This window comes from Burkholderia sp. AU45274, assembly GCF_030482505.1.
Taxonomy (GTDB): domain Bacteria; phylum Pseudomonadota; class Gammaproteobacteria; order Burkholderiales; family Burkholderiaceae; genus Burkholderia.
The window spans coordinates 241,013-257,232 of sequence record NZ_JAUJQE010000005.1; the positions used below are offsets into that span (position 1 = coordinate 241,013).

Consider the following 16,220-nt stretch of genomic DNA (forward strand, 5'->3'; position numbering starts at 1 on the left):
AGAAAATTGACTCGAAGACTGGCAGACGACGCGCATCCGCGCCGGAGAACCCATCGATGAACATCATCCGCAGCGCCGCGTTCACGGCGGATCGCGCATGGGGCGCGCTCGACATCGCGAACCTGAACGGCATCACGGTCCGCCTGCACTGGACCAACCAGCCGTATCGGTGGCACGTGAACGACGGCGAGGAAGTGTTCGCGGTGCTCGACGGCCGCGTCGAGATGCGCTATCGCGAAGCGGGCGTCGAGCACGCGACAGTGCTCGAAACGGGTGACGTGTTCCACGCATCGGCCGGCACCGAGCACGTCGCGCATCCGCTCGGTGAAGCACGCATCCTCGTGATCGAAACCGAAGGCAGCGTCTGACGGCCAGCGGCCGGGCGTCGATGCCGCGCGGATGGCAGCCGCCTCCGCACGGCGGGTTTCACCCGGTGATCGTCCCGGTGGCCTGCGACGCGATCAGCTTCGGCTGCGGCGTGCACAGGCACTGGCACAGGTCGTGTTCGAGCGCGACGACCTTGCCCATCACGGTCATCGTCCGCTCGCCGCCGTCGGACACGATCACGCCCGGCGACTTGCAGGCGGCGCAGAACACCGGCGCGCCGAGATAGGCGAGTTCGCGTCCGTCGAACGACGAATTGGCGATCCCTTCGAGCACGACGCCGCCGTGGTCGGTCGTGTCGCCCTTCAGAATGAATTTGCGGCTCATGTTGTCGGTTCTTCCCTCGGAAATGCCGTGCAACGCGGCAGCGCGCAGGCAGTCGGAATCTGCCCGTCGATCGCGGGCGTCCCGCGAGCATATCACCGCGCGCCTCAGCCGCCTCCCGGATCAGAGCTCGTGCCGTATGCTGCCGGCGCCGCCATTCAGACGAACAGCGCGAAACACAGCGCGGCACCGCACAGATACGTGCCGAGCGCGCCGACGAAACGCGCGGGATTCGGGTCGGCCATCGTCGGCCAGGCAAGCAGGCCGATCACGAGCAGGCAGCGGCACGCGGTCGCCGCGACGATCAGCGTCAGGATCGCGCGCGATGGATCGTGTGTACCGAAATAGAGAAACAGCACCGCGAGAAACGGCGCGTATTCGGCCGTGTTGCCGTGCGCGCGCACGATCTTGTGCAACCCGTTCGCGGGATCGGCCGCACACCCGGAACCGGTGGTGCACCGGAAGCGCGTGACGGACACGACGAGCCCGAGCCCGAACAGCAGCAGCCCGAGGATGGCCGTGCAAACGAGCGCGACGGGGTGGATCGGCATGGGACTCCCGGCAAACGCAGAAATGCGCCGCATAGCCAATGATCGTACCCGTGACCGACACGCGCGACCATCACGGAAACCCGCAGCATCGTCGTGCGGCGGACACAATTTTACGGTCGGGTTCCGATCCCAATTGTCGCGCCGCCGTACCGCACGAAACCGGTGCATCTCCCCCGCCTGCCGCGCCGTCCGGGCCTGCCCGCTGACCCACCCCAGCACACGGACATCCCGGCACGAAACGCGCAAACGTTACGCATGCGACGGCATGCACCATCGCAACACAACGCGGGTTACAGCGCGTCGCAGGCATGCGCGTTGCGTCGACGCATCTCGGTAGTGAACGTCCTTGGCAGCCCGCTGCGGAGGACTACACTAATCCTTAATGGGGTGCGGCCGGAGCCCGCGCCTTCAGGGAGACGCCGCCATGAATCGGCCGCTGAATCGTATCCTGCCGCGCGTGACCGGTCCCGCATCGGTCTGGACGTGGGTCAAGTGGTCTTTGCTGGCCGCGCTGCTGATCGCCGTGGCGATCGTTGCGCGACTCGTGCAGAGCGAGATCGAAACGTCCCGGTTGCAGGCGCACTACCTGTCCGAGCTCACCCGCGACGTCGGCTACACGGTCGAGACGGGCCCGAGCGATCACATCCGCTTCCCTGCGAACGGCCCCTACGACCAGCGCCTCGGCTACGCGATGATTCCGGCGTTCCAGGAGCGGCTGCTCGCGCGCGGCTTCGTCGTCGGCAAGCAGGCGCGCGATTCGCAGCGAATGCTGTCGCTCGGCGAGCGCGGATTGTTCCTCCCGTTTGAAGAAAAGGACCAGGCGGGCCTGATGCTGTTCGACTCGACCGGCGCGCCGCTGTTCGCGACCGTGTTCCCGCAGCGCGTCTACGCCGACTTCGACCTGGTGCCGCGCGTGGTGGCCGATTCGCTGCTGTTCATCGAGGATCGCTACCTGCTCGATGCGAACGAACCGAACCGCAACCCGGCGATCGACTGGGGGCGCTTCGGCCGCGCGGTCGCCGACCAGGCGCTGCACGTCGTCAACCGCCACCAGGCGCGCCCGGGCGGCAGCACGCTCGCGACGCAGATCGAGAAGTTCCGCCATTCGCCCGAGGGCCGCACCGCGACGCCGCCCGAGAAGCTGCGGCAGATCGCGTCCGCGTCGGTGCGCGCGTACCTGAACGGCCCGCAGACGATGCTCGCACGCCGCACCATCGTCGTGCGCTACCTGAACTCGGTGCCGCTCGCCGCACGGCCGCATATCGGCGAAATCACCGGCATCGGCGACGGTCTCGCCGCGTGGTACGGCCGCGACTTCAACGACGTGAACCGGATCCTGTCCGCGCCGACGACCGGCGACAACGTCGACGAGCAAGGCAAGACGTTCCGCGAGGTGCTGTCGCTGATCATCGCGCAGCGCGCGCCGTCGTACTTCCTCAACCGCGGCTACCCGGCGCTGCAGAAGCTGACCGACAGCTACCTGCGGCTGCTGTCGAACGGCGGCGTGATCTCGCCCGCGCTGCGCGACGCCGCGCTTGCCGCGCAGATCGAACGCAGCGCGCCGCCGGCCGCCGCGCATGTGCAGTCGTTCGTGTCGCGCAAGGCCGTGACGTCCGCGCGCGCGTCGCTGCTGTCGGCGCTCGGCATCAGCGACCTGTACCAGCTCGACCAGTTCGACCTGCAGGCGACCAGCACGCTCGACAACGGCGTGCAGCAGGCGGTCGCCGAACGGCTCGCGCAGGCGTCGACGCGCGACGGGGCGCAGAAGGCCGGCCTGTACGGTTTCGAGATGCTCGCGCCGAAGGACGACCCGTCGCACCTCACGTACAGCTTCACGCTGTACGAACACCGCAACGGCGCGAACCTGCTGCGCGTGCAGACCGACAGCGTGAACGAGCCGTTCGACGTGAATCGCGGCGGCCGCATCAACCTCGGCTCGACCGCGAAGCTGCGCACGCTGATCACGTACCTGCAGATCGTGTCCGACCTGCATGCGCGCTACGCGAACCTGTCGAACGCGGAGCTGGCGCGCGTGAAGCCCGACCCGATCGACGGGCTGTCGCGCTGGGCGCTCGACTACCTGTCGCATACGCGCGACCGCTCGCTGCAGGCGATGCTCGACGCGGCCGTCGAACGCAAGTATTCGGCGAGCCCGGACGTGTTCTACACGGGCGGCGGCGCGCAGGTGTTCTCGAACTTCGAGAAGTCGGACAACGGCCGCATCCTGACGCTGCACAAGGCGTTCGAGCATTCGGTCAACCTCGTGTTCGTGCGGCTGATGCGCGACATCGTCCACTACGAGACGCTGCAGGCGGCCGGCCCGTCGTCATCGTGGCTCGGCGATCCGGAGCAGCGCCGGCATTACCTGCAGCAGTTCGTCGACGGCGAAAGCCAGGTCTACGTGAAGCGCTACTACACGCGCTATGCGGGCAAGGCACCTGACGACGCGCTCGCGCTGATGCTGAAGGACGTGCGCAAATCGCCGCCGAAGATCGCGACGGTGCTGCGCAGCGTCGCACCGAACGAATCGCTCGCGTGGTTCGATGCGCAGATGCGCGCGCAACTGAAGGGCACGCCGGCCGCGACGCTGTCCGACGACGATCTCGCCAGGCTCTACGCGAAGTACGCGATCGACCGCTTCAACCTCAACGATCGCGGCTATATCGCGAGCGTGCATCCGCTCGCGCTGTGGACGCTCAACTACCTGCGCGCGCATCCGGCAGCGTCGCTCGCCGATGTCCAGCGCGAGAGCCGCGACGCGCGTTTCTACACGTACTCGTGGCTGTACAAGACGCGCTACCACGCGACCCAGGACCGCCGCATCCGCCGCATGGTCGAGCTGCGCGCGTACGCGGAAATCACGAAGTCATGGCGCGCACTCGGCTACCCGTTCGCGGAAGTCACGCCGTCGTACGCGGCCGCGATCGGCGCATCGGGCGACCAGCCCGACGCACTCGCGAAACTGATCGGCCTGATCGCGAACGGCGGTCAGAAGGCGCCGACCGAGACGATCACGCGGCTCGACTTCGCGAAGGGCACGCCGTACGAAACGCGCTTCGTGCGCGCGGCCGCCCAGCCGCAGCCGATGCTGTCGCCGGAGATCGTCAACGTGGCGCACACGCTGCTGCGCGACGTCGTGCTCAACGGCACCGCGCGCCGCCTCGCGGGCGGCTTCACGCTGCCCGACGGCAAGACGCTCGACGTGTACGGCAAGACGGGGACGGGCGACCAGCGCTTCAACGTCTATGCGCGCGGCGCACGGCTGATCGAGTCGCGCAAGGTGAACCGCAGCGGCACCTTCGTGTTCGTGCTCGGCGACCGGTTCTTCGGGGTCCTGACCGCAACGGCGCACGAGCCGTATGCGGCACGCTACGACTTCACGAGCGCGATGGCCGTGCAGTTGCTGAAGTCGATGGCGCCGGCGCTCGCGCCGCTGATCGAACGCCCGGCCGGCACGCGCACCGCGGGCCCCGCCCCGCAGGCGGAAACGCCCGCGCCGGGCGCCGCGACCGCGCAACCGTCCTGACGGCCACGCGTCCGTTCATGCGCCGGCGCGCCGCTCAATGCGAGCGGCCGTCGTAGTGCGTGATCGGCAGCGCGTCGATATCGACATCCTCGAGACAGCGCACGTTGATCGCGGCCATCGCGGTGCCGTTCGGGTGGACGCCCTCGCCGAACGTGTGAATCCCGCAGCGCTTGCAGAAGCGGTGCTGGATCACGTGCTTGTTGAACGTGTAGGTGGCGAGATGGTCGTCGGGCGTGAGGAGCGTCATGTGGTCGCGCGGCACGAACCACATCAGCGCGCCCTTGCGCCGGCAGATCGAGCAGTTGCACGCCATCACGCCCTGCAGGTCGCCTTCCGCCTCGAACTTCACGTCACCGCAGTGACAGCTTCCGCGATAAAGCATGGTCGTCTCCCGGTGCGGCCCGTGCGCATCGACGGCGCCCCGGCGGAACACCGTTGGCCGGGCCGATCCAAGCGGGTACAGTAGCGCGCACATGCGCCGCATGCAATGTCCGTGCGGCGCCCGTCCCGACCCTGTCCAAACCAAGGAAAACCGTCATGCTCGAACTGCGCCCCGGCTGCGAATGCTGCGACAAGGACCTGCCGCCCGATTCGGCCGATGCACGCATCTGTACGTTCGAATGCACGTTCTGCGCGACCTGCGCCGACGACGTGCTGAAGGGCCGCTGCCCGAACTGCGGCGGCGACCTGGTCGCGCGCCCGCGGCGGCCGGCGAGCCTGCTCGCGAAGTACCCGGCGTCCACCGAACGCATCCACAAGCCGGGCGGCTGCGCGAACGCCTGACGGCGCCGCACTGCCCCGCCCCTCCCGTCACGACATCTCGATCCGGGCGCGCGTCACCGCGAGCAGCGCGGCCATCGCGCGGCGCGCACCGTCCTCGTCGCGCACGCGGATCGCGTCGCTGACGGCCATGTGCTCGGCGAGCGACGCGTTGTATACGTCCGCGCGGCGCGCATTCAGATGCAGTTGCGCCTCGAGCGTGCGATCGATCAGCGTGCCGAGCGGTACCAGCAGTTCGTTGCCGCCGGCCTCGAGCACGCTCAGGTGAAAGCGCAGGTCGGCGCGCACCCATTCGTCGACGTTGCGCGCGGCGGCCATCGCGCGCGCCGCGCCGTCGATCGCGTCGAACGTCTCCGGCGTATGCATGCGCGCGGCGAGCGCGGCCGCGTACGGCTCGACCATCTCGCGCATCTCCTGCAGCTTCAGCGCGAACGCGATCGGCGGCGCGACACGCGCGTACCAGTCGAGCAGGTCGGCGTCGAGCAGGTTCCAGACGCCGCGCGGCCGCACGCGCGTGCCGATCTTCGGCCGCGACTCGACGAGCCCCTTCGACGTGAGCGTACGCAGCGCCTCGCGCATCACCGTGCGGCTCACGCCGTACATCACCATCAGGTCGGGTTCCCTCGGCAGCAGCGACTCGGGCGGGTAGTCGCCGCGCAGGATCGCCGTGGCGAGCCGGAAGGCCGTTTGTCCATGCAGGTCGCGTCGAATGATCGTTCTCCGTTATGCGAGTACCCGGGCGTGCCGGCTGCCCACTATCTGCACAATAGTGCTATTAATACTATTTTTTATCGGGCTGCGCTAGGATAACCGCGAAAGCACGCGACTGCGCGCCGCGCCCGACTGCCCGCGCTGGTCAACCCTGGAGACTCGCACCGTGAAAATCACCCGCCTCGAAACCTTCGTCGTCCCGCCGCGCTGGCTGTTTCTCAAGATCGAAACCGACGAGGGCATCGTCGGCTGGGGCGAGCCGATCGTCGAGGGCCGCGCGCACACGGTCGAGGCTGCCGTGCAGGAGCTGGCCGACTACCTCGTCGGCCGCGATCCGCTGCTGATCGAGGATCACTGGCAGGTGATGTACCGCGCAGGCTTCTACCGCGGCGGCCCGATCACGATGAGCGCGATCGCTGGCGTCGACCAGGCGCTGTGGGACATCAAGGGCAAGCATCACGGCGTGCCCGTGCACGCGCTGCTCGGCGGCCAGGTGCGCGATCGCATCAAGGTGTATTCGTGGATCGGCGGCGACCGGCCGAGCGACGTCGCGAACAATGCGCGCGCGGTGGTCGAGCGCGGCTTCAAGGCCGTGAAGATGAACGGCTCCGAGGAGCTGCAGATCGTCGACACCTACGACAAGGTCGAGCAGGTGATCGCGAACGTCGCGGCGGTGCGCGACGCGGTCGGCCCGCACGTCGGGATCGGCGTCGACTTCCACGGCCGCGTGCACAAGCCGATGGCGAAGGTGCTCGCGAAGGAACTCGATCCGTACAAGCTGATGTTCATCGAGGAGCCGGTGCTGTCGGAGAACGCCGAGGCGCTGCGCGACATCGTCAACCAGACCAACACGCCGATCGCGCTCGGCGAGCGGCTCTACTCGCGCTGGGATTTCAAGCACATCCTCGCAGGCGGCTACGTCGACATCATCCAGCCCGACGCATCGCACGCGGGCGGCATCACCGAGTGCCGCAAGATCGCGACGCTCGCGGAGAGCTACGACGTCGCGCTCGCGCTGCACTGCCCGCTTGGGCCCATTGCGCTCGCCGCGTGCCTGCAGCTCGACGCGGTCAGCTACAACGCGTTCATCCAGGAGCAGAGCCTCGGCATCCACTACAACCAGGGCAACGACCTGCTCGACTACCTGCGCAACCCCGAGGTGTTCCGCTACGAGGACGGCTTCGTCGCGATCCCGCAGGGCCCGGGGCTCGGCATCGACGTGAACGAGGAGAAGGTGCGCGAGATGGCGAAGACGGGGCACCGCTGGCGCAACCCGGTGTGGCGTCACGAGGACGGCAGCGTCGCCGAGTGGTGAGCGCGATGCGCGGCGTGCGGCTTCGGCGCGCGCGGCAAGTATCGATTCGAGAACGGCTGCCAGCAGGCAGCCGTTTTTGCATGCGCGGTGCGGGGCCCGGCACGTGCCGGGTGCGCGACGGCGGCCTTGCGCCGCGCCGCGCGCGCCCTGCCGTCAGCCGAGTGCCGCGAACCCCGGCACGCTGAACGACAGCACGGCGGCTGCGACGAACACGCCGATCATCGTCAGCGCCTCGAGATGCAGGATGTTGCGGAACGTGTGCGCATCCTCGGTCGACGCGGTGCGGCGCAGGCGCGGCAGCGCCGCGAAGCGGTTCAGGCCGCCGAGCACGAGCGCGAGCGCGACGAGCAGCAGCTTCAGCAGCAACACGCGCCCCCACGTGCTGCCGTCGAGCGGTGCGAGCGAACCGCCGAGCCCGCGGATCGCATTGAGCGCGCCGGTGCCGAGCACGAAGACGACCGCGATGATCGACGTGCGCGACAGATGCTGGCCGATGCGGATCAGCGCGCCGCGCGCGACCGACGACCCGAGCGCCGGCAGCACCGCGAGCCCGCCCGCGAGCACGAGGCCACCCCACACGGCCGTCGCGAGCAGGTGCAGCGTCTGCACGCCGACCGCCGCGGACAGCGCACCCGTATCGGCCGCATGGCCGAGCGACGCCTTGCCGGCCGCGACCACGATCACCGCGAGCCACAGCACCGCGTGCGCGGCCGGGCCCTCCGGCTTCGCCAGCGCGACGATCGCGAGCACCACGGCGCCGGCGAACGCGACGCTCCACGCGAAGCCCGTATGCGTCTGCATCAGCATCACCGGAATCGCGGCGAACGCGCCGCCGAGCCCCGCCCCGCTCATCGTCGCGGCCTCGTAGACGAGCCAGCCGAGATCCGCGAGCACCAGCGCCAGCGCCGCCGCGACCAGCGAATGTTGCGCGCGCAGCCACGCGGAGTGCGACGGCGCGACGACCGGACGCGCACCGTCCTTGCCGAGCCATGCCTTGAGCAGCGCCGAGCCGACCGCCATCGCGAACGCCGCGTCCATCAGTGCCGCGAGCGCGACCTGACCGATCCACAAGCTGTCGAACTTCATCGCGCACACCCTCCCGACAGCGGCAGGCCGACGAGATGGCAGCAACGGGATGGACAGCGTGAGGAAGGCAACGGCACGGTAGAAAACGTCATCGATGAATCCGGAAACGGGAGAAATGACTGGACCTGCGGCGGAGGCGGCGCCGCGCGACCCGCGAGTGTACGGTCTTCGATGGTGAAAACGCACGCCGGTTCACACCGACACGTCGCAATGCGCGTCAAATTGTCGCAAGTCGCAAACGGACAGGAACCGATGTCCTTTTGCCAAATAGCCGTCATTACCCATCGATGATAGAATGCCGCGTCGCAGCAGCCCGGCTGCCCTGCCGTCATGCGCCGAGCCGATCGTAGCCCGGACAACAGGTCCCCGTCGAATAAACATGGAGTCTCGTGTGTCTTCAAGACGCCTCTTCCGTCCGCTGCTCGCCGTACTGATGTTCGGCAGCGCGGGCCTTATGAGCGCTGCCCAAGCGCAGACCAAGCCCACGGAGCAAGCGCACGCCCAGCAGGCGCCGCTCAAGGCACCCGATACCATGGCCGAGCGTGTGCGCGGCTGTACGGCCTGCCATGGCGTCCACGGCCAGGGCACGGACAACGACTACTTCCCGCGTCTTGCCGGCAAGCCGGCCGAGTACCTGTACAACCAGCTCGTCAACTTCCGTGACGGCCGGCGCAAGTACCCGCCGATGAACTACCTGCTGACGTACCTGAACGACGACTACCTGCGTGAAATGGCCGAGCACTTCTCGGCCGAACGCCCGCCGTACCCGGCGCCGGCGAAGCCGACGCTGCCGGCCGCGACGCTCGCGCGCGGCAAGCAGCTCGTCACGCAAGGCGACCCGTCCCGCAAGCTGCCGGCCTGCGTGGCCTGCCACGGCGCGACGCTGACCGGCATGCAGCCGGCGATCCCGGGCCTGGTTGGCCTGCACGCCGACTACCTGAGCGCGCAGATCGGTGCATGGCGTTCGGGCAACCGTCACGCGAAGGCGCCTGACTGCATGCATGAAGTCGCGTCGAAGCTTTCCGACGAAGACGTGACGGCCGTGACCGCATGGCTTGCCGCGCAACCGGCGCCCGCCAACCCCGTGCCGGCTCCGGCGCGTTCGATGAAGACTCCGCTCGCCTGCGGCAGCGAACCGCAATAAGGCAAGGGAGACAGACACAATGAAACGCAAGTCCCTGTTTGCACTCTCGGCCGTCGCGATCGTCGCGGCTGCCGCTCTCGTGCCGGTCCTGTGGCCGGGCAACGACACGCTGCACGGCGCCTCCGCCGTCGCGGCCACGCCGGCCGACCAGGCCGCGCTGATCAAGAAGGGCGAATACCTCGCGCGCGTCGGCGACTGTATCGCGTGCCACACCGTGCGCGGCGGCAAGTCGTTCGCGGGCGGCCTGCCGATGGCGACGCCGTTCGGCACGATGTACACGCCGAACATCACGCCGGACGACAAGGATGGCATCGGCAAGTGGACGTCGGACGACTTCTACCGCGCGATGCACACCGGTCGTTCGAAGGACGGCAGCCTGCTCTACCCGGGCTTCCCGTTCGCGAGCTACACGAAGGTCACGCGTGCGGATTCGGACGCGATCTACGCGTACCTGCGCTCGGTCGCGCCGGTGTCGGTGCCGAGCCGTCCGCATGAACTGAAGTTCCCGTTCAACAACCGCAACCTGCTGATCGGCTGGCGCACGCTGTTCTTCAAGGAAGGCGAATACAAGCCGGATCCGACCAAGTCGGTCGAATGGAACCGCGGCGCGTACCTCGTCGAAGGCCTCGGCCACTGCTCGATGTGCCACACGTCGATCAACATGATGGGCGGCCCGGTGACGGGCTCGGCGTTTGCCGGCGGCCTGATCCCGCTGCAGAACTGGTATGCGCCGTCGCTGACGAACGACAAGGAACTCGGCCTCGGCGACTGGCACGTGCAGGAGCTGTCCGACCTGCTGCAGGCCGGCGTGTCGCAGAAGGGCGCGGTGTTCGGCCCGATGGCGGACGTGGTCCACAACAGCCTGCAGTACATGACCGACGAAGATACGCGCGCAATGTCGACGTACCTGAAGTCGATCCCGCAGAAGGCTGAAGCGCCGAAGAACATGCAGTACGAGCCGTCGAAGCAGTTCGGCAACGCGCTGTTCGACCAGGGCAAGAAGATCTACGCGGACAACTGCGCGACCTGCCACGCCGAAAACGGCGCGGGCAAGCCGCCGGCGTATCCGCCGCTCGCGGGCAACCACTCGATCATGATGGAATCGGCCGTCAACCCGATCCGCATGGTGCTGAACGGTGGCTATCCGCCGAGCACGTTCAAGAATCCGCGTCCGTACGGGATGCCGCCGTTCGCGCAGTCGCTGTCGAACCAGGAAGTTGCGGCGGTCGTCACGTATATCCGGGTATCGTGGGGCAACAACGGTACGCCGATCTCGCCGCAACAGGTGAGCGACCTGCGTTCCGCGCCGCTCGACTAAGAAGCGGCTGACACAAACGGGGCGCGGCTGCGGGAAACCGCGGCCGCGCCCTTTTGCATTTTGCATTTTGCGATGTCACCTCCCGCGCGGGCCGCGCGCGACGTCGCCGATCATAAAACTGAAGAGTGGTATCTATGTCTTTCGAATCTCTCGGCTTGGCCGAACCGCTGGTCAAGGCGGTCAACGAGCTCGGCTACACGTCGCCGACCCCGATCCAGCAACAGGCGATCCCGGCCGTCCTCGGCGGCGGCGACCTGCTCGCCGGCGCGCAAACGGGCACCGGCAAGACCGCCGGCTTCACGCTGCCGATCCTGCAACGCCTGCATACGTTCTATGCGGAACATCGCGGCGCGAAGCGCGCAGTGCGCGCGCTGATCCTCACGCCGACGCGCGAACTCGCCGCCCAGGTCGAGGAAAGCGTCCGTGCGTACAGCAAGTACCTGAAGCTGCGCTCGACCGTGATGTTCGGCGGCGTCAGCATCAATCCGCAGATCGATGCGCTCAAGCGCGGCGTCGACATCGTCGTCGCGACGCCGGGCCGCCTGCTCGATCACATGCAGCAGAAGACGATCGACCTGTCGGACCTCGACATCCTCGTGCTCGACGAAGCCGACCGGATGCTCGACATGGGCTTCATTCACGACATCAAGCGCGTGCTCGCGAAGCTGCCGCCGCAGCGCCAGAACCTGCTGTTCTCGGCCACCTTCTCCGACGAGATCAAGGCGCTCGCCGACAGCCTGCTCGACTCGCCCGCGCTGATCGAGGTCGCACGCCGCAACACGACCGCCGAAAGCGTCGCGCAGAAGATCCACCCGGTCGACCGCGACCGCAAGCGCGAACTGCTCACGCACCTGATCCGCGAACACAACTGGTTCCAGGTGCTCGTGTTCACGCGCACGAAGCACGGCGCGAACCGGCTCGCCGAGCAGCTGACGAAGGACGGCATCAGCGCGATGGCGATCCACGGCAACAAGAGCCAGTCGGCCCGCACGCGCGCGCTGGCGGAGTTCAAGAACAGCACGCTGCAGGTGCTCGTCGCGACCGACATCGCCGCGCGCGGGATCGACATCGACCAGCTGCCGCACGTCGTCAATTTCGACCTGCCGAACGTGCCGGAAGACTACGTGCACCGGATCGGCCGCACGGGCCGCGCGGGCGCGACCGGCGAAGCCGTGTCGCTCGTGTGCATCGACGAGAAGCAGCTGCTGCGCGACATCGAGCGGCTGATCAAGCGCGAGATTCCGCAGGAAGTGATCGCGGGCTTCGAACCCGATCCGAACGCGAAGCCGGAGCCGATCCAGCAGCGCCGCGGGCAGCAGCAGCCGCGCGGCGGTGGCGGCGGCGGTGGCAATCGCCAGCCGCGCGCAGGCGGCTCAGGCCAGCCGGCCGCGAAACGCGACGGCAATGCGCAACCGAAGGCGACCCAGCAGAAGGCCGCGAAGCCGCGCACGCAAGGGCAAGGCGGCGCCGGCGGCAACGGCGGGCGTCCGGCCGGTGGCGGCAACAGCGCACGCCCGGCGAACGGCAATGCCGCGCACGCGAACCGCAACCGCTCGTCGCGCAGCGGCCAGCGCGGTCACTGAAGCCGTGCGGCTGCGCGCCGCAGGTGCTCGACCTGGCGTTGCCAGCGCGCGAGCACCTCGGTGCGCTCCCCTTCCAGCGTGAACGTGACACCTGTCGCGAGACGCGCATAGCCGACCCGCTGCGCATCGCCGTGCGCGATCGTCGCAGCGAATCCGGCCAGTCCGCCGAAATCTCCTTCGAGCGGCGCCATTCTCAATTGCGCCTGAAAGAACGCGCCGTCCGCGACGAGTGTCAACGCGGCCGACCGCCGTTGCGCGATCGCGCGCGCCGCACGTGATTGCGGCCAGAGCGCCAGCAGCAGCGTGCGCGCATCGTGTGCATAGATTTCGCCGACGCCGAGCAGCGTCGTGCGCAACTGGCCATCGTCGGTCGCGACGATCAACGACGCGGCGAGGTCGGCATGACGCTCGAGCGCGGTACCGTCGAACAACGAGACGACGGCCGGCGGCCACGCATCGAACGTCCATTGTTCGAGCGCGTGGCGATGGGTATCGGTCATGATGGCGTGGCCCCGATGGATAAGCGGATGGAGAGCCGCAGCATACGCGCGTCGGGCCGCGCCGCGGCGCTCAGCGCAGGAACACGTGCCGCGTGATCTTCGTGAGCGGATAGTGAACGCCCGGCTGGATCTTCGCGGGCAGGTCGAGCGGCTTGAGCAGCATCTTCACGCACATGTCGGCCGACAGGTTGCGCCGCACGAGCGTGCTGATGCGCGCGGCGCGTTCGCGGTTGTACTGGCTGTCGCCGACACGATCCGGATAGCGCACCGCGAACACGTGGCGCAGCGCGATCTCCGAATCCTCGTTCTTGATCTCCATCACGCGGCGCGCCAGCGCGCCGAGCACCGCAAGGCGGCCATTGCCTTCGACCTGGTTGTACTTCTTGAAGAACTTGAAGAAGTGCTTGTAGTGGCGCACTTCGTCGGTGCGGATGTTGTCGGTGATTTCCTTCAGCACGGGCTCGTCCGAGCACTCGTTGATCGCGCGATAGAGCGTGGCCGTGCCCGTCTCGACGACGCAGCGCGCGACCATCTCGAGCGCGCGGGTCTTCTCGAACGCCTCGACCTTGCAGGTCTGCGAATACTCGGCGAAGAAGTTCGCGAACGCGGTATCCCAGTCGAACTCCGGCCACACGTGCGCGATGTATGCCTTCAGCGCGCGCCCGTGCTGCAATTCTTCGTGCTCCCATGCATTGTTGAGCCATGCGGAGACTTCCGGATCGTCGTTGAAGAACTGGCTCAGATTGCTCGTGTAGAGATCCGAGCCGCTTTCGATGAACGACGACGCGCACAGCAGCAGCAACAGATCCTCGTTCGCGGCGGCACGTTGACGATCGATCCGGTTCAGGTCGATGTCCTCGATTCGCCACGGCATCACATGCGTCGTTTTGGTGTCCATGGTGGTGCGCTCCCAGTCGTCGCGCGGAGGCCGGCCCATGCCTTCGGCACAGGCGCCGGCCCTCCCGCAGGCGGCGTTTTACTTGCGTTTATAGTGGATTGGTCCGGCCGAACCATGCTGGCATCTTAGCCGGACTTTGATGTTCATGCTTCAAAGCACTGACCATACCCGACAAGCGCAGTTCCACGGCGTCTGTTGCCGTTCGTTAGACGAGTCCTTCAAACCGCTTGCGCCCGCGCGGTGATACGGCTTGCCGCAAACGAAACGGGCGGCCATTCGGCCGCCCGCTAAGCACACGACATGCCGGCGAACGTCGCCGGGAATCCGTCAGAAACCAGCCGCCAGACCGTCGCGCCGGCTGTCGCTCGCGGCCACGTAGCCGCGCTCGCGATCGTCGCGATCGAGACGCCAGATGAACTGCCCCGAACCGAAATCCATGTAAGGATCGTCGATCGACTTGATCGTATGGCCGCGTGCGGCCAGCCCATCGACGGTCGCGCGATGCATCGTTGCCTCGACGTCGAGCGTGAAGTCGCGGTTGACCTTCCAGCGCGGCGCATCGCAGGCCGCCTGCGGTTGCTGCCCGTAGCCGAGCATCCGCACGACGGTCTGCAGGTGTCCTTGCGGCTGCATGTCGCCGCCCATCACGCCGAAGCTCATCACGGCCTCGGTCCGGCCTTCGACCTCCTCGGTGACGAACGCCGGGATGATCGTGTGGAACGGCCGCTTGCCGCCCGCGACGACGTTCGGCGAAGCCGGGTCCATCGAGAAGCCGTGCCCGCGATTCTGCAGCGCGATGCCGGTGCCCGGCACGACGAGCCCCGAGCCGAAGCCCATGTAGTTCGACTGAATGAAGCTCACCATCATCCCGCGCTCGTCGGCCGCCGACAGGTAGATCGTGCCGCCCGAATGCGGCCGGCCAGCGGCGAAGTGCGTCGCGCGCGCGGGGTCGATCAGTTTCGCGCGCTCGGCGAGATACGCGTCGTCGAGCATCTGCTCGGGCGTGACTTCCATCGCGCGTGGATCGGCGACGTAGCGATAGACATCGGCGAACGCGAGCTTCATCGCCTCGATCTGCAGATGCTGCGAGTCGACCGAATCGACTGGCCACTCGGTCACGCCCGCATGCCCGGCGATCCCGAGCGCGATCAGCGCGGCGATGCCCTGCCCGTTCGGCGGAATCTCGTGGATCGTGTGACGGCCGAAGCGCTTGCCGATCGGCTCGACCCATTCGGGCCGGTAAGCCTGCAGGTCGGCTGCGGTCAGCGCGCCACCGCCTTCGCGGGAGAACGCGGCGATGCGCTCGGCGAGCACCCCCTCGTAGAACGCGCGCGCACCTTCCTTCTGCAGCGTGCGCAACGTCTGCGCATGGCCCGGCAGGCACACGCGCTCGCCCACCTGCGGTGCGCGGCCATGCGGCATGAAGGTGTCCGCGAAACCCGGCAACCCCTTGAGTTCCGGCACCGCGGCCGCCCACTTGTGCGCGACGATCGGCGGCACCGCATAGCCGCGCTCCGCGATCTCGATCGCCGGTTCGAGCAGGTCCGCGAACGGCAGCGAACCGAACTTCGCATGCAGCGCTTCCCAACCCGCGATCACGCCCGGCACGGTGACGGTGTCCCAGCCGCGCGTCGGCTTGTTCGCGATGCCGTTGCCCGCCTCGCCGTGGCGCGTGCGGAAATAGTCGACGTTCCATGCGGCCGGCGCGACGCCCGACGCGTTCAGCCCGGACAGCCGCTCGCCGTCCCACACGAGCGCGAACGCGTCGCCGCCGAGCCCGCACGACACGGGCTCGACGACCGTGATCGCGGCCGCGGCGGCCAGCGCCGCGTCGACCGCGTTGCCGCCCTTCCACAGCATCCGCAGCCCCGCCTGCGCGGCGAGCGGGTGCGACGTCGACACGACGTTGCGCGCGAACACCGGGATGCGGGTCGTCGGATACGGGTTGTGCCAGTTGAAGCCAGTCATCGGTTCCACCTCGTCGAAAGCTGAATGATCGCGCCGGACGCGCCCCCCGCGTGCGCGGGCAATCCGCCATTGCAGCGCGATCGGCACAATCGCACAAATTCATTTGTCACATGAATCCATGCGATTTCCGCA

Annotated in this window: 15 protein-coding genes; 7 read left to right on the forward strand and 8 right to left on the reverse strand. The window is 67.9% G+C overall.

Translation table 11 applies throughout. The annotated features are described in order from the left end of the window. Positions 1–56 precede the first annotated feature (56 nt). A complete protein-coding gene (locus QZM35_RS20175) occupies positions 57–368 on the forward strand; it encodes a cupin domain-containing protein (protein ID WP_089426262.1) in 312 nt (103 codons plus the stop codon). Between the two features lie 58 nt (positions 369–426). Here the strand turns inward: QZM35_RS20175 and QZM35_RS20180 are convergent, their stop codons facing one another. Both QZM35_RS20180 and QZM35_RS20185 read right to left on the reverse strand, forming a co-directional pair. Beyond that, positions 427–711 carry a PAAR domain-containing protein gene (locus QZM35_RS20180; RefSeq protein ID WP_048242675.1) on the reverse strand — a complete coding sequence of 95 codons (285 nt, stop codon included), beginning with the start codon at positions 709–711 and terminating at the stop codon, positions 427–429. A gap of 155 nt (positions 712–866) precedes the next feature. After that, positions 867–1,259, reverse strand: coding sequence for an MAPEG family protein (locus tag QZM35_RS20185; RefSeq protein ID WP_089426263.1), 393 nt, complete (start codon positions 1,257–1,259; stop codon positions 867–869). A gap of 424 nt (positions 1,260–1,683) precedes the next feature. On the opposite strand from QZM35_RS20185, the gene QZM35_RS20190 reads away from it, so the two are divergent. After that, a complete protein-coding gene (locus QZM35_RS20190; RefSeq protein ID WP_301776675.1) occupies positions 1,684–4,785 on the forward strand; it encodes a transglycosylase domain-containing protein in 3,102 nt (1,033 codons plus the stop codon). Positions 4,786–4,819: 34 nt separating this feature from the next. On the opposite strand, the gene QZM35_RS20195 is transcribed toward QZM35_RS20190, so the two are convergent. Further along, positions 4,820–5,167 (reverse strand): GFA family protein, encoded by a 348-nt coding sequence (locus QZM35_RS20195; protein ID WP_089426647.1) that lies wholly within the window; start codon positions 5,165–5,167, stop codon positions 4,820–4,822. 155 nt (positions 5,168–5,322) lie between these two features. On the opposite strand from QZM35_RS20195, the gene QZM35_RS20200 reads away from it, so the two are divergent. Beyond that, positions 5,323–5,568, forward strand: coding sequence for a DUF1272 domain-containing protein (locus QZM35_RS20200; protein WP_039359973.1), 246 nt, complete (start codon positions 5,323–5,325; stop codon positions 5,566–5,568). Between the two features lie 27 nt (positions 5,569–5,595). On the opposite strand, the gene QZM35_RS20205 is transcribed toward QZM35_RS20200, so the two are convergent. Next, entirely contained in the window at positions 5,596–6,279 is a 684-nt protein-coding gene (locus QZM35_RS20205; protein ID WP_089426265.1) for a FadR/GntR family transcriptional regulator, read from the reverse strand. Between the two features lie 163 nt (positions 6,280–6,442). Between QZM35_RS20205 and dgoD the strand changes: the two genes are divergently transcribed. Beyond that, on the forward strand, positions 6,443–7,591 hold the full coding sequence (gene dgoD / locus QZM35_RS20210; protein ID WP_089426266.1) for a galactonate dehydratase: 1,149 nt from the start codon (positions 6,443–6,445) through the stop codon (positions 7,589–7,591). A gap of 153 nt (positions 7,592–7,744) precedes the next feature. Here dgoD and QZM35_RS20215 read toward each other — a convergent pair whose 3' ends face one another. Continuing rightward, positions 7,745–8,677, reverse strand: a complete 933-nt coding sequence (locus QZM35_RS20215) for a CopD family protein (RefSeq protein ID WP_089426267.1) — start codon at positions 8,675–8,677, stop codon at positions 7,745–7,747. Between the two features lie 379 nt (positions 8,678–9,056). On the opposite strand from QZM35_RS20215, the gene QZM35_RS20220 reads away from it, so the two are divergent. The 3 genes from QZM35_RS20220 to QZM35_RS20230 all read left to right on the forward strand — a co-directional run bounded on the left by QZM35_RS20220 (position 9,057) and on the right by QZM35_RS20230 (position 12,722). Then, positions 9,057–9,821: a c-type cytochrome gene (locus tag QZM35_RS20220; protein WP_046544481.1), complete on the forward strand. Its 765-nt coding sequence runs from the start codon at positions 9,057–9,059 to the stop codon at positions 9,819–9,821. A 19-nt stretch (positions 9,822–9,840) separates the two neighbouring features. Further along, on the forward strand, positions 9,841–11,139 hold the full coding sequence (locus QZM35_RS20225; protein ID WP_089426268.1) for a cytochrome c: 1,299 nt from the start codon (positions 9,841–9,843) through the stop codon (positions 11,137–11,139). 134 nt (positions 11,140–11,273) lie between these two features. Then, positions 11,274–12,722 (forward strand): DEAD/DEAH box helicase, encoded by a 1,449-nt coding sequence (locus tag QZM35_RS20230; RefSeq protein WP_301776676.1) that lies wholly within the window; start codon positions 11,274–11,276, stop codon positions 12,720–12,722. On the opposite strand, the gene QZM35_RS20235 is transcribed toward QZM35_RS20230, so the two are convergent. The 3 genes from QZM35_RS20235 to QZM35_RS20245 all read right to left on the reverse strand — a co-directional run bounded on the left by QZM35_RS20235 (position 12,716) and on the right by QZM35_RS20245 (position 16,088). After that, positions 12,716–13,222, reverse strand: a complete 507-nt coding sequence (locus tag QZM35_RS20235) for a hypothetical protein (protein WP_089426270.1) — start codon at positions 13,220–13,222, stop codon at positions 12,716–12,718. The genes QZM35_RS20230 and QZM35_RS20235 overlap by 7 nt on opposite strands. A 70-nt stretch (positions 13,223–13,292) precedes the next feature. Next, positions 13,293–14,120, reverse strand: coding sequence for a ferritin-like domain-containing protein (locus QZM35_RS20240; protein ID WP_039360322.1), 828 nt, complete (start codon positions 14,118–14,120; stop codon positions 13,293–13,295). 327 nt (positions 14,121–14,447) lie between these two features. Then, positions 14,448–16,088 (reverse strand): gamma-glutamyltransferase family protein, encoded by a 1,641-nt coding sequence (locus tag QZM35_RS20245; protein ID WP_174972982.1) that lies wholly within the window; start codon positions 16,086–16,088, stop codon positions 14,448–14,450. Positions 16,089–16,220: the final 132 nt, after the last annotated feature.

Excerpts from the sequence above, each read along its gene's own strand:
- QZM35_RS20195 (WP_089426647.1), bottom strand. The coding sequence starts at position 5,167 with ATGCTTTATCGCGGAAGCTGTCACTGCGGTGACGTGAAGTTCGAGGCG.
- QZM35_RS20175 (WP_089426262.1), top strand. The coding sequence starts at position 57 with ATGAACATCATCCGCAGCGCCGCGTTCACGGCGGATCGCGCATGGGGC.
- QZM35_RS20215 (WP_089426267.1), bottom strand. The coding sequence starts at position 8,677 with ATGAAGTTCGACAGCTTGTGGATCGGTCAGGTCGCGCTCGCGGCACTG.
- QZM35_RS20230 (WP_301776676.1), top strand. The coding sequence starts at position 11,274 with ATGTCTTTCGAATCTCTCGGCTTGGCCGAACCGCTGGTCAAGGCGGTC.
- QZM35_RS20185 (WP_089426263.1), bottom strand. The coding sequence starts at position 1,259 with ATGCCGATCCACCCCGTCGCGCTCGTTTGCACGGCCATCCTCGGGCTG.
- QZM35_RS20245 (WP_174972982.1), bottom strand. The coding sequence starts at position 16,088 with ATGACTGGCTTCAACTGGCACAACCCGTATCCGACGACCCGCATCCCG.
- QZM35_RS20225 (WP_089426268.1), top strand. The coding sequence starts at position 9,841 with ATGAAACGCAAGTCCCTGTTTGCACTCTCGGCCGTCGCGATCGTCGCG.
- QZM35_RS20220 (WP_046544481.1), top strand. The coding sequence starts at position 9,057 with ATGGAGTCTCGTGTGTCTTCAAGACGCCTCTTCCGTCCGCTGCTCGCC.
- QZM35_RS20240 (WP_039360322.1), bottom strand. The coding sequence starts at position 14,120 with ATGGACACCAAAACGACGCATGTGATGCCGTGGCGAATCGAGGACATC.
- QZM35_RS20180 (WP_048242675.1), bottom strand. The coding sequence starts at position 711 with ATGAGCCGCAAATTCATTCTGAAGGGCGACACGACCGACCACGGCGGC.
- QZM35_RS20200 (WP_039359973.1), top strand. The coding sequence starts at position 5,323 with ATGCTCGAACTGCGCCCCGGCTGCGAATGCTGCGACAAGGACCTGCCG.
- QZM35_RS20235 (WP_089426270.1), bottom strand. The coding sequence starts at position 13,222 with ATGACCGATACCCATCGCCACGCGCTCGAACAATGGACGTTCGATGCG.
- QZM35_RS20190 (WP_301776675.1), top strand. The coding sequence starts at position 1,684 with ATGAATCGGCCGCTGAATCGTATCCTGCCGCGCGTGACCGGTCCCGCA.